Consider the following 12461-nt stretch of genomic DNA (forward strand, 5'->3'; position numbering starts at 1 on the left):
AGTGGACGGGCTCGGGGGTGGGTGTCGTAGTCTGCGGGTCTGATTGCAGGCCCGGGCACCTCCCGGGCGGTCGTTCGTCCAGGGAGGGAACCATGCTCGACCTCGTCACCAGGCTGGTGCTGAAACCCGTTTCGCGCGGGATCTGGCGCCCGGCCATCGAGGGTGCCGAGAACGTGCCGAGCAAGGGCGGGGTGATCCTGGCGAGCAACCACCTGTCGTTCATCGACAGCGTGGTGATCCCGCTGACCGCCCCCCGCCGGGTCCACTTCCTCGCCAAGGCCGAGTACTGGCAGGCGCCGGGCCTCAAGGGCAAGCTGTCCAAGGGCTTCTTCGAGGCGATCGGCGCGGTGCCGGTCGAGCGCGGCACCTACCGCTCCGCCCAGGCCTCGCTGGAGTCCGCGCTGGAGATCCTGGAGGCCGGAAAGGCCTTCGGCATCTACCCCGAGGGCACCCGCTCGCTCGACGGCCGGCTGTACCGGGGCAAGACGGGCGTCGCCTGGCTGGCGCTGACGGCGGGCGTGCCGGTGGTCCCGGTGGCGCTGGAGGGCCCGGAGCAGATCCTGCCGATCGGCAAGCGCGTGCCGCGGATCAAGAAGGTGACGGTCCGCTTCGGCGAGCCGCTGCACTTCGACGAACTGCACGGGCAGGCCCGTTCGCTGAAGGCGCGCCGCCAGGTGACCGACGAGGTGATGGCGGCGATCCAGCGGCTCTCCGGGCAGGAAGTCGTGGGGAGCTACAACGAGGTCCCGAAGGCGGCGTAGCCGCTTCACGCAGCCGCGTCCCAGGCCGGCCCGTCACGCGTGGCCCAGCACCTCGGCGGCGTCCGGGACTTCGCGGCGCAGCAGCGCGGCGTACCGCCCGTCCAGCGCCACCAGCTCCTCGTGGGTGCCGAGTTCGGCGACCTCGCCGCGGTCGAGCACGGCGATCTGGTCCGCGGCGCGCACGGTGGAGAGCCGGTGCGCGATGGTGATGGTGGTGCGGCCCGCGGCCAGGGTGTCCACGGCCTGCTGGACGGCGCGTTCGGTGCGGTTGTCGAGCGCACTGGTGGCCTCGTCGAGGATCAGCACGGGCGGGTTGCGCAGGATCGTGCGGGCGAGCGCGAGGCGCTGCTTCTCGCCGCCGGAGAAGCGGTAGCCGCGTTCGCCGACCAGGGTGTCGTAGCCGTCCGGGAGGGCGGCGATGGTGTCGTGGACCTGCGCGGCCCGGGCGGCCTCGACCAGTTCGGCGTCGCTCGCGCCCGGCTTGGCGAAGCGCAGGTTCTCGGCGACGGAGGCGTGGAAGAGGTAGGTCTCCTGGGAGACCACGCCGACCGCGCGGGCCAGGGTGTCGAAGGACAGCTCGCGCACGTCCACGCCGTCGATGGTGACCCGGCCGCCGGTCGCGTCGTACAGGCGCGGCACCAGGTAGCTGAGCGTGGTCTTGCCGGACCCGGTCTCGCCGACGACGGCGAGTGAGCTCCCGGCCGGGACGGCCAGGTCGACGCCGGCCAGGGTCGGGCGCGGCTGCTCGGGGTCGTAGCGGAAGTCGACGCCCTCGAAGCGCACCTCGCCGCGGATCCGGTCGAGGGTGACGGGCCGGGCCGGCTCGGCGATGTCCACCGGCAGGTCGAGGTACTCGAAGATGCGCTGGAAGAGCGCGAGCGAGGTCTGCACGTCGACGCCGGTGGAGAGCAGGCCGACGGTCGGGCGGAACAGGCCCTGCTGGAGGGTGACGAAGGCGACCAGGGTGCCGACCGAGACGATCGGCGCGCCGCCGGCGGCGGTCAGGCCGGCCGCCCAGTAGATCAGGGCGGGCATCGCGGCCATCACGATCATGATGGTGTTCATCCGCCAGCGCCCGGCCATGCTCGCCCGCACCTCCAGGTCGGCGAGCTGGTCGGACTGCGCGGTGAACTCCCGCGCCAGGGAGTCGGAGCGGCCCATGGTGCGGCCGAGCAGGATGCCGCTCACCGACAGCGACTCCTGGACGGCCGAGCTCATCGCGGCCAGCTGCTTCTGCCGCTCGGTGGTGATCTTCTTGCGCTCGCGGCCGACCCGGCGGCTGATCCAGACGAACAGCGGGAGCAGCAGCAGCGAGACGACGGTCAGCCGCCAGTCGAGGGCGACCATGGCGGCGACGGAGGCGACCACGGCGGTGAAGTTGGAGGCCAGGCTGGTCGCGGTGGACGTCACCGTGGACTGCATGCCGCCGATGTCGTTGGCGATCCGGGACTGCACCTCACCGGTGCGGGTGCGGGTGAAGAAGGCGAGCGACTGGCGCTGCAGGTGGCCGTAGACGGCGGTGCGCAGGTCGTGCATCACGCGCTGGCCGACCGTGGTGGATATCAGCGTCTGCAGGACGCCGAAGACGCTGCTCACGACGGCCGCGAGGACCATTCCGAGCGCCAGCAGGCTCAGCAGCCCGGTGCGGCCCTGCGGGATGGCGGTGTCCAGGACGGCGCGGAGCAGGAACGGCGTGACGACGGACACCACGGCGGTGGCGGCGACCAGCAGGCCGACCAGGGCGAGGCGGCCCGTGTACGGGCGGAAGAGCGCGAGGATGCGCCGCCACTGGGCCGGCGGGCGGGTTTCGCCCTCGGGGCGCGGGGGCGGGGTCCAGTCGATGGTGGCATGCCGCAAGGGCGGCCTCCCTGGGGTTCGGGCGCGCGGCGGGGCGCGCCGGCGGACGGGTTCGGGCACGCCGCGGGCACGGCCGGTGGGGCCGTGCCGGGCGGGCGGCCTCAGCATAGCGGGGTTAGCTCATAGTTAGGCAAGCTAATAGTGAGGGTTGCTCTATTCCCTGGCACTCCCTGGCATTCCCTGGCACTCCCCGGCGCCGAGGCCGCCCGTCCGTTTGGTTGTCCGACTGTCCGCTTGTCCGCTGGTCCGGCTCTCGGTCCGGCTCTCGGTCCGGCCCGCGGGTCCGCTACCTCAGTTCGTCCGGTAGGTGCGCGCCGCCTTGGAGGAGAGGCCGCCCAGGCCGCCGGACGGCAGCAGGCGGGCCAGCGCCACCACCGCCTTGTAGCGCTTGCCGGGCACCGACAGCGACTTGCCCCGGGCCAGGTCGCGCAGCGCCTCCTCCACCACCCGCTCCGCCGACAGCCACGACCAGCGCGGGATGTTGCCCGTACCCATGCCGGCCCGCTGGTGGAACTCGGTGCGGGTGAAGCCCGGGCACAGCGCCATCATCCGCACCCCGGTGCCGCCGAGGTCGCGCAGCACGCCCTGGGTGAAGCTCACCACCCACGCCTTGCTCGCCCCGTACGTGCCGCGCGGCAGGAACGCGGCCACCGAGGCGACGTTCACCACCGCGCCCCGGCCGCGCTCGCGCATGCCCGGCAGGGCGGCCGTGGTCAGCCGCAGCACGGCCTCGATGTGCACCTTCAGCATGTCCAGCTCGTCCTGCAGCGGGACCGTCCCGAACGCGCCCTTGTTGCCGAACCCGGCGTTGTTGACGAGCAGGTCCACCGGGCGGGCGGAGTCCGCGAGGCGGGCCTCGACGGCCGCGATGCCCTCCTCGGTCGCGAGGTCGGCGGTCAGCGCCTCCGCCTCGACGCCGTACTCGGCGTGCAGGGCGGCGGCGGCGCGCTCCAGGCGCTCGGTGTCGCGGGCCACCAGGACGAGCCGGTGGCCGCCGCGGGCGAGTCGGCGGGCGAACGCGGCTCCGATGCCGGCGGTCGCGCCGGTGATCAAGGCTGTGGTCATGCCCAGACCGTACCGACTCCCCGCAGCCACGCCCACACCCAGGGCAACCCCCCAGCTCAGCGGGCTGCGGATGCAGGCAGTCGGTGGTGCTCGTAGTGTCGGACAGGGGCATCGCCCGACCGGGCGGTGACGACCGGATGAGGAGGCACATCTGATGCTTACTCAGTTCAGGACCACCACGACTCGGGCGCCGCTGGCGTCGCCGGACGAGCTCGATGCGCTCGGCACGCTGATGGTGGAGGACGAGGCCGTCGTCAGCGACGCGCCCACGTACCGTCCCGAAGCCCAGGGCACGCTGCTGCTGGCGGGGCTGCTGCTGCTCGCCCCGAAGCAGCCCAAGGAGAAGGGCCGGTAGCCGAACGCGCCGACCGGCCCCCCGGGCCTCACGGGACACCCGGCCGCTGACGCCGCCGACGAGTGCGGCCCCGCCGCCGGGCCCCGCGAAGCCCCCTTCGAGGAGGACCACGCAACCATGCCAACCGCCGAACCCTCACTGCGCGACGAGTACGCCGCGGCGGTCGAGCGGGTGGCGGGCCGGACCCTCGACGCCCTCCGGGGCGCCGGGGGTGCGGTCGCGCTCGCGCCCGTACTCGGCCCCGAGCCCGGTCCCGAGCTCGCCTCCGCGCCCGGCCCCGAGCCCGCCTCCGGGCCTGGTGGCGCCGCATCCGGAGCCGTCGAACCGCCCCGGTCGCTGCTGGCCGCCCTGCGCGTCGTCGGCCCCGACCTCTTCGCGCCGCAACTGCTCGGCGGCGCGGCGCCCGACGAGCCCACCGCCCTGCTGCTCGCGCAGGCGCACCGGGTGTTCCCGCCGATGGCCGCGGCACGGGCCGGGCAGGGCACCGGAGCCCCGGACGGGAACGCGGTGGTGGCCGCCTGGCGGGACTGGGCCGCCGGGGTGCTGCTCGTCCGGGCCCTCGGGGCCGGCCCCGGGTCCGCAGATCCGCCGTTCGGCGTTGATCCGCCGGTCGACGGCGCCGCCGGCTCGGCGGAACGCTCCGTCACCGAGCCCGCGCCCGCGCCCGCGCCCGCGCCGGCCGCCGTTCCCGGTCACGCCGCGTGGCCGGACCCGGCCGCCTGGCAGGCCTGGTCGATCCGGATGGCGCAACTCTCCGCACTCGCACTGCCCGGCCTCGACGGCGCCGTCCACCGCACGGCCCGCGCCCACCCCCTGGCCCTCGCCCGGGGCGCCGTCCGCTCGATGCTGCGCCGCGACCACCGGGCCGCCGCCCGGCTCGCCCGCTGGCTCGCCTGGTCGCGGGCCCAGGGAATCGCCCTGCCGCTGGACGTCGAACCGATCATCGCGCGGATCCGCGTGGTCAGCGACGGCAGCGCCCGCACCGCCCTCGAACTGGCCATCGCCGAAGCACTCCTGGACACCGCCGGGGAGCGGGCATGACCGACCACGAAGTCCTCGCCACCGCCCAGCGGATCGGCTCGCGCGCGCTCGCCTGGCTGGACGCCTCGCACGAGACCGGCTTCGGCGCACTCGACGACAACATCACCATCGACATCGCCGACCCCAACAACGCCTACAAACCCATCGGGGAATGCGCGCTGGCCGCCTCGCTGGTGCTGCGCGAAGGCGTCACCGGCCCCGCCGACGCCGACCGCGCCCGCCGGATGCTGGCCTTCGGCTGGGCCCAGCTGCGCGACGGGAACCTGCTGTACGAACGGCAGCTGCGGCACATGCTGATGACCGACCCGCTGGAGGTCTACGCCCACTTCGTCCGCGCCGGCTACCGGCACCCCGCACTGGAGGAACTGGTGCGCTCGCTCGGCGAGCTGCGCTCCGTGCACGCCGCCGAAACGGCCCCCAACCGCCGCCTGGCCATCGCCAACGCGCGCCGCGTCGCCGGGCTCGACCACCGGGGCCCGGACTGGGCGCACCTCACCGCCGCCACCTGGCTCGGCGCCACCCCCGAGCCCTGGGCGCTGGACTGGTTCACCGGCTACGACATCACCCACACCGTCTTCCACCTCACCGACTGGGGCGCCCGGCCCGAGGACCTGCCCGAGCCGCTGCGCGCCTACGTCCGCGACTGGCTCCCCGTCTGGCTCGACATCTGGCTGGAGGTCGGGCAGTGGGACCTCGCCGCCGAACTCCTCGTCGTCGACTCGTGCATCGGCGAACCGGTCACCGGACGGGAGGGCTGGGAGGCGCTCGCCGCCGTCCAGCGCGAGGACGGGCTGATCCCGCGCGACAACGCGCAGCCCGTCGCCGAGGAGCCCGAGCAGGCGTTCAAGGACCACGAGCACACCGCCGTGGTCGCCGTCGTCGCCAGCACCGTCACCCTCTCGCGTGCGCTCGGCGGCGCCACGGCGGCGGTCGGGTGAACGCCGCGGACCGGGCGGGGGCGGCCGATCGCTCCTCGGTACCCGAGCGGCCGTCCACGGCCGACCGGCTGTGTGCGGCCGTGGTGCGGGCAGCACAGCCGTACGCGACGGCGGTGACGGTGGCGCTGGCGCACCGGGAGCGGGAGGAGGTGCGCTGCCACGGACGGCTGGCGCGCGGACCGTCCGCGCCGTGCACGCCGGACACCGTCTTCGAACTCGGCTCCGTCAGCAAGACGTTCACCGCGCTGCTGCTCGCCGCGATGGCCGCGCGCGGCGAACTCGCCCTGGACGACCCGCTGGAGCACCACCTCCCGCGCAACTGGCGCCCGCCGTCCGTCCGTTCCGGCGAGCCGATCCGGCTGCTGCACCTCGCCACCCACACGTCCGGGCTTCCCCGGCTGCCGCCCGGACTGCTCGCGGGCGCCGTCCCGGCCTGGTTCAGCAATCCGTACGCCCGCTACGGCGAGGAGCAGTTGCGTTCCGCACTCGCCCGAACCACCGTGCACGGAACACCCGGTGGCCGGTACGCCTACTCCAACTACGGTGTCGGCCTGCTCGGGCGGCTGCTCGCCGAAGCGGGCGGGGCGCCGTACCCCGAGCTGCTCGCGGACCGGATCTGCCGGCCGCTCGGGCTCCGCGCCACCGGCTGCGCGCCCGACCCGCCGAACCGGGCCACCGGGTACCGGCGCGGACGGGCGCTGCCGCCCTGGCACATCCCCGGACTGCCCGGCGCCGGCGCCGTCCGGGCCGGAGGCGCCGATCTGTTGCGCTTTCTGCTGGCCCATCTACGGCCTGCGGAGGGTGAGTTGGCCACCGCGATCGGTGACGTGCAGCGGCCGAGGCTGCGGCTGCGGCACTCCGGCGACCAGCTGTGCCTGGTCTGGAACCACCGCCGCCCGGGCGGCCGGGACCTCTACTTCCACACCGGCGGCACCCGCGGCTTCAGCGCCTTCGCGGGCTTCTCGCCGCTTACCGGCACCGCCGTCGCCGCGCTCGCCAACACCGGGCCCGGCCTGGACGGGCGGTTCCTGCAACGCGGTTACGAGCTGCTGCGGGCACTGGCGCTGGAGGCGTGAGCGCGCGGGGACGGCTTCTGGAAGCGCGGACGACAAACCCGGAGACGTCGGCGGTCGTCCCCGGGATACTGGTCGGCCATGGATGAGATCGAAGTCGTCGTCGCCCATTCCGAACGCGCGACCCTGCGCGTCGGCGACGTGTTCCTGAAGGTGGACACCGATCAGGCGCGCATCGACGCCGAGGTCGAGGCGATGGCCCTCGTGCCGGTCCCGACGCCGGAGGTCCTGTGGCGCAAGCCGCCCGTGCTCGCGCTCGCCGCGCTCCCGGGGGCGACGCTCGGACGCCTCGGCGGGCCGTCGACCGGGTCGCCGGCGGCGTGGGCCGCGGCGGGCGCCGCCATCCGGACGCTGCACGACGCGCCGCTGCCGCCCCGGCTCGGCCGCGCCGGGCGGAGCACCGCCGCGCTGGCGGCGGAACTCGACGAGGAGTGCGCGGCGCTCGTGGCGCACGGCATCCTGCCCGCCGACCTGGTCGCCCGCAACCGCCAGGTCGCCGAGGCCGCGTTCCGGCCGTGGACGCCGGCGTTCACCCACGGCGACCTGCAGATCGAGCACGTCTTCGTCGACGGCGACGAGGTCACCGGCATCATCGACTGGTCCGAAGCGGGCCGGGGCGATCCCCTGTACGACCTCGCCACCTTCACGCTCGGACACGAGGAGCACCTCGACGACGTCATCGCCGGCTACGGCACCGACATCGACGTCGACCTCGAGGTGATCCACGCGTGGTGGTCGCTGCGGAGCCTGCTGGTGGTCCGCTGGCTGAGCGAGCACGGCTTCGACCCCTTCCTGCCGGGGTGCGAGGTCGACGTGCTGAGGTCCCGGATGTGAGGCCGCGGCGACGGAAGCCGTTCCGTCAGGAGTGGCCATGAGTGGCCAGGAGTGGTCGGAAATGGTCAGGAGTCGTCAGGCCGCGACGGCCTTGGCGCGGTCGGTGGCGATGTGCAGGGCGAGGCCGGCGAGGACGGTGCCCATCGCGTAGCGCTGGATCCGCAGCCAGGTCGGGCGGCGGCCGAGGAACGTGGCGATACTGCCCGCGCCGACCGCGATCAGACCGTTCACGGTGACCGCGATCACGATCTGGACCAGGCCCAACACCAGGCTCTGCGCGGCGACATGGCCGCGCTCCGGTGCCACGAACTGCGGCAGCAGCGAGAGGTACACGATGACGATCTTGGGGTTGAGCAGGCAGGTCAGGAAGCCCATCGCGAACAGCTTGCGCGGCGGGTCCGGCGGCAGCGCCTGCGGCGCGAACACCGCCGCCCCGCCCGGCTTCACCGCCTTCCACGCCAGCCAGAGCAGGTAGCCGGCGCCCGCCAGCTTGATCGCGGTGTACAGCGCGGGCACCACCGAGAACACCGCGGCCACCCCGGCCGTCACCGCCACCAGGTACACCAGGAACGCGGACGCCACCCCGGTCAGGGACACCAGGCCGGCCCGGCGGCCCTGGGCTATCGAGCGCGAGACCAGGTAGATCATGTTCGGGCCCGGCGACAGCGCCATGGTCAGGGCCACGGCGGCGATCCCGAGCACGGCGTGCCCGTCCACGACGTGCCCGTCCACGGCAGAGAGCAGCTCATCCATGCGAGGAGGCTAGGGCGGGCCGCCTGCTCGATGCAATGATGACTTTGCACTCGGTGCAATCCGGGGCGGCAGCCAAAGGCAGCGAACAGCAGAGAGCAACAGGGCACAGCACCGCACAGCTGCGACAGCTGCGACAGCAGCGACAGCAGCGACAGCAGCGACAGCCCGGAGGGACCGACCGGCCGTGGACGACTACCGCGCGATCGCCGACCAGATCGCCGCCGACATCACGGCCGGGCGACTGCGGCCCGGCCAACAACTGCCCACCCAGCGCGACTTCGCCCGCCGCCGGGGCATCGCCGCCTCCACCGCGACGCGCGTCTACCGCGAACTGGTCCGGCGCGGACTGACCACCGGCGAGGTCGGGCGCGGCACCTTCGTCCGGGCCGGCGGCGGTGCGGGCGACGCGGCCGGCGGCGGGCAGGTCGCGCTCGCCGAACCGGGCGCCGCGCCCGTCGACCTGGAGCTCAGCTACCCGTCCGTCCCCGAGCAGTCCGCGCTGCTCGCCGCCGGGCTCGCGCCGCTGCTGCGGCCGGACGCGCTCGGCGAGGCGCTGCGGCCGGTCGGCGCGGCCGGGACGGCGGCGGCACGGCAGGCCTTCGCCGGGCTGGTCGGCGGCCCCGACTGGGACGCGCCGGAGGACGCCGTGCTCTTCGCGGGCAACGGGCGCCAGGCCGTCGCGGCGGCGCTGGCCGCCCTGGTGCCGCCGGGGCAGCGGCTCGGGGTCGAGGAGCTGACGTACCCGGTGGTCAAGGCGATCGCCGAGCGGCTGAGCATCCGGCTCGTGCCGCTGCCCGTCGACGAGGACGGGCTGCTGCCCGAGGCCGTCGCCGCCGCGCACCGGGCGACGCCGCTGCGGGCCCTGTACGTCCAGCCGCGTGTGCACAACCCGCTCGGGGCGAGCATGCCGCCGGAGCGGGCGGCGGCGCTGGCGGCGCAGGTGCGGCGGCTGGACCTGCCGGTGGTCGAGGACGCGATCTGGTCCTTCCTGCGCCCGGACCTCGCGCCGTTCGCCGCGCTCGCGCCGGAGCGGACGGTCCTCGTCGACAGCCTGTCCAAGCGGCTCGCGGCGGGGCTGAGCGTCGGGTTCGCGGTGGTGCCGGCGGCGCTGCGCGAACGGGTCGCCGGGGCGCTGCGCGCGGGCGGGTCGACGCCGAGCGGCTACGCGCTGGAGGCGGCGGTGCGCTGGATCGGGGACGGCACGGTGGCGGCGGTCGCGGCGGCCAAGCGGGCCGACGCCGCGGCGCGGCTGGAGCTGACGCGCGAGGTGCTCGGCGGGCGGCGGGTGCTGGCCGACCGGTGCTCGTACTTCGCGTGGTGGCGGCTGGCGCCGCCGTGGCGGGCGGCGACCTTCGTCGCGGCGGCGGCCCGGGCCGGCATCTCCGTCACCCCGGCGGCCGCCTTCGCGGTCGACCCCCGGCGCTCCCCGCCCGCCGTACGGATCGGGCTGGCCTCCCCGCCTCTGCCGGTGCTCGCCCGGGCCCTCGCGACGCTGGAGCGGATCGCGGCGGCGGGGCCGGAGGCGGCGGCGGTGGGTGCTGACACGGGGGCGGCGGGCTCCGGTACGGAGGCTGCGGGCTCCGGCACGGAGGCGGCGGGGATCGGCGAACAGATCACAGGCGACAGATAACAGATGACAACTTTCAACATCTGTTATCTGTTATCTGTTCGCTGACATCTGTCAGCTGTTCGCTGTTCGCTGTCAGTTGTCCGCCGCCGCCGCGGTGCCCACGGTGGTGCCGGTGCTGGCGAGGGCGCCCGGCGCCTGCGGGGGTGCCGCAGCCGCCGGGGCCTGCGCGTCGGGCGACGCCCCCGAGGTGGCGGGGGCCGACGCGCCCGCCGAGGTCGACGGGCCGGGGGTGCCGGGCGTCTGGCCGCCGGCGGTGGGCATCGGCGTCGGCGACGGCGACGGCGACGGCGTGCTCCCGGCCGCGACCGTGTGGTCGGTCGTGCAGCCCCTGTCGCTGTCGCAGGTGCCGCGCTTGCCGTCCAACGTGGCGACAGAGCTGTGCAGTTGGCGGTCGCCGTTGCCGTTGACGGTCACGGAGAACGTGACCGTCGCGCTGCCGCCGACCGGCAGGTCGCCGGTCCAGGTCAGCTTCCCGTCCTTGACCGCGGCGGTGCCGGAGGCGGCCTGGACGTCGCCGTTGTAGGCGGCGTCGTCCAGCACCTTCGACAGGTCGTCGGTCACGGTGGCGCCCTTGGCCTCGTCCGCGCCCTTCTGGGCGACGGTCACGCTGTAGGCCACCTTGGTGCCCGTCGCCACCGACGAGCCCGGCTTGGGGTCGGCCGTCGTGGAGAAGACGTAGGAGCCGGTCGCCGCCGGGTCCTGGTAGGTGTACGGACCGGCGGTGGCGGCCCCGGCCGGGGTGGTGACGGTGACGTCGACCTTCCCGGCGGCGTTCGCGGCGGGGGCGGTGGCGGTGATCCGGGTGTCGCTGTCGACCGTGAACCCGGTGGCCGGCACGGAGCCGAAGGCCACCGCGGTCGTCCCCGCCGGGTGGGTGCCGGTGAGGGTCTCAGTGGTGCCGCCGGCCAGCGGGCCGTGGTCGGGCGTGAGCCCGGTCACCACCGGTGCGGGGGCCTTGACCTGTGTGGCGAGGCCGGCGCTCCCCACCGGCTCGTTGCGGCCGTTGCGGGCGTCGGCGTCGGCGGTGACGGTCCCGCCCGCGGTCGGCAGGACGGTGAGGGTGATCGACGTGGCGGAGACCAGGTTGCCGAGGTTCCAGCACATGCCGGACGACCCGGCCGAGAAGTCGCACGCCCAGTCCTGGGCGGAGGCGTGCGCGGACGTCACGGTGGCGGCGGCGCCGGACAGCGCGACGTTGACCACGGTGGCGTTGGCGCGCTCCTGGGAGCCGGTGTTGGGGACGTCGAGGGTGACGGTGTAGGCGGTGTTCGCCGGCACGGGCCCGGCCGGGCCGGCGATCCGCACGACGGAGTCGGCGCGGGCGGGGCTCGCCAGGGCCAGCAGGCCTAACGCGGTGGTCGCCGTGGTGAGCAGCGCCGCGGTGCGGCGGGCCGGCGTCGCGCCAGGGTGGAAAGGGACATGAGCGTCCTTCATGAGGGATCCGGCCGCGCCACGACGGGTGGTCCCGGTCCGGCGCGGGGATGTGACCGCCGTGACGGGCGAGGCGGTAGGAATCAAAGGTTCCGCTTGTGAAACGCCTTCACATCGGCTGGTTCTGTCGCTGCGGCCGCCCGGCGCCGGACCTTAGCGTCGCTGCTCCAACTCCCGGCACCGGCAAGGGTGATGGCATGACCTCACCGACCACCTCCGCTCAGGGCCCGCAGGGCGCGGCGACCGACCTCTACGTCTTCGGCTACGCGCTGATCATGATGGAGCTGACCCGCCGGCTGCAGACGAACACCGAACAGGTCAACGCGACGCAGGCACCGGTCAATCAGTTCTGTCAGCACTCCACACTGCCCACGCCGGAGTCGAAGGACGTGGTCCGTCCGAACGTCGACACCCTCTACACCCAGGCGTGGCTGGACCTGGCGGCCGAGCCGATCGTGCTCGAAGTCCCGGTCATGGACGAGGGGCGCTACTGGCTCATGCAGCTGATGGACGCCTGGTCGAACACCGTCGCCGACCCGAGCAGCACCGACCCGCTCGCCGTTCCGGTCCGCCCGTCAACGGCTGGACGTTCTTCACCACCGGCATCGGCACCTACGGCACCGACTACCTGCAGCGCGCCTACGTCGCCACGATCGGGCTCGGCGCCAACTCCCCAAGGACGCCCTCTACCCCACGGCGAGCGCCTCGGCCAGCGACGACACC

11 protein-coding genes and 1 pseudogene are annotated in these 12461 nt (G+C 74.4%); 8 read left to right on the forward strand and 4 right to left on the reverse strand.

Annotation, left to right across the window (positions count from 1 at the left end):
- The first annotated feature begins 92 nt into the window (after window positions 1–92).
- Window positions 93–761: a 1-acyl-sn-glycerol-3-phosphate acyltransferase gene (locus tag AB2U05_RS05715; RefSeq protein WP_045693181.1), complete on the forward strand. Its 669-nt coding sequence runs from the start codon at window positions 93–95 to the stop codon at window positions 759–761.
- A gap of 33 nt (window positions 762–794) precedes the next feature.
- Here the strand turns inward: AB2U05_RS05715 and AB2U05_RS05720 are convergent, their stop codons facing one another.
- Both AB2U05_RS05720 and AB2U05_RS05725 read right to left on the reverse strand, forming a co-directional pair.
- Window positions 795–2618 carry an ABC transporter ATP-binding protein gene (locus AB2U05_RS05720; RefSeq protein WP_045709252.1) on the reverse strand — a complete coding sequence of 608 codons (1824 nt, stop codon included), beginning with the start codon at window positions 2616–2618 and terminating at the stop codon, window positions 795–797.
- A 291-nt stretch (window positions 2619–2909) separates the two neighbouring features.
- Window positions 2910–3683, reverse strand: coding sequence for an SDR family oxidoreductase (locus AB2U05_RS05725; protein ID WP_045709253.1), 774 nt, complete (start codon window positions 3681–3683; stop codon window positions 2910–2912).
- A gap of 154 nt (window positions 3684–3837) precedes the next feature.
- Here AB2U05_RS05725 and AB2U05_RS05730 point away from each other — a divergent pair, with 154 nt between their 5' ends.
- From AB2U05_RS05730 to AB2U05_RS05750, 5 genes are all read left to right on the forward strand, one after another.
- Window positions 3838–4038: a hypothetical protein gene (locus AB2U05_RS05730; RefSeq protein WP_045693178.1), complete on the forward strand. Its 201-nt coding sequence runs from the start codon at window positions 3838–3840 to the stop codon at window positions 4036–4038.
- Between the two features lie 117 nt (window positions 4039–4155).
- Window positions 4156–5079 carry a hypothetical protein gene (locus tag AB2U05_RS05735; RefSeq protein WP_369182588.1) on the forward strand — a complete coding sequence of 308 codons (924 nt, stop codon included), beginning with the start codon at window positions 4156–4158 and terminating at the stop codon, window positions 5077–5079.
- On the forward strand, window positions 5076–6017 hold the full coding sequence (locus AB2U05_RS05740; RefSeq protein WP_369182589.1) for a hypothetical protein: 942 nt from the start codon (window positions 5076–5078) through the stop codon (window positions 6015–6017). Before AB2U05_RS05735 ends, AB2U05_RS05740 begins: the two co-directional genes overlap by 4 nt.
- A complete protein-coding gene (locus tag AB2U05_RS05745; RefSeq protein WP_369182590.1) occupies window positions 6014–7093 on the forward strand; it encodes a serine hydrolase domain-containing protein in 1080 nt (359 codons plus the stop codon). The genes AB2U05_RS05740 and AB2U05_RS05745 overlap by 4 nt, the downstream gene beginning before the upstream one ends.
- A 78-nt stretch (window positions 7094–7171) precedes the next feature.
- Window positions 7172–7924, forward strand: coding sequence for a phosphotransferase (locus AB2U05_RS05750; RefSeq protein ID WP_369182591.1), 753 nt, complete (start codon window positions 7172–7174; stop codon window positions 7922–7924).
- A 75-nt stretch (window positions 7925–7999) separates the two neighbouring features.
- Here AB2U05_RS05750 and AB2U05_RS05755 read toward each other — a convergent pair whose 3' ends face one another.
- Window positions 8000–8677, reverse strand: coding sequence for a LysE family translocator (locus AB2U05_RS05755; RefSeq protein WP_045693174.1), 678 nt, complete (start codon window positions 8675–8677; stop codon window positions 8000–8002).
- A 184-nt stretch (window positions 8678–8861) separates the two neighbouring features.
- Between AB2U05_RS05755 and AB2U05_RS05760 the strand changes: the two genes are divergently transcribed.
- Window positions 8862–10307 (forward strand): PLP-dependent aminotransferase family protein, encoded by a 1446-nt coding sequence (locus AB2U05_RS05760; RefSeq protein ID WP_369182592.1) that lies wholly within the window; start codon window positions 8862–8864, stop codon window positions 10305–10307.
- A gap of 72 nt (window positions 10308–10379) precedes the next feature.
- Here AB2U05_RS05760 and AB2U05_RS05765 read toward each other — a convergent pair whose 3' ends face one another.
- A complete protein-coding gene (locus tag AB2U05_RS05765) occupies window positions 10380–11741 on the reverse strand; it encodes an IPT/TIG domain-containing protein (RefSeq protein ID WP_369182593.1) in 1362 nt (453 codons plus the stop codon).
- A 275-nt stretch (window positions 11742–12016) separates the two neighbouring features.
- Between AB2U05_RS05765 and AB2U05_RS05770 the strand changes: the two are divergent.
- A pseudogene (locus AB2U05_RS05770) lies at window positions 12017–12274 on the forward strand (DUF1254 domain-containing protein); the annotation flags it as partial.
- Window positions 12275–12461: the final 187 nt, after the last annotated feature.

It is taken from the genome of Streptomyces sp. Y1 (assembly GCF_041053115.1).
Lineage (GTDB): Bacteria > Actinomycetota > Actinomycetes > Streptomycetales > Streptomycetaceae > Kitasatospora > Kitasatospora rubellomurina.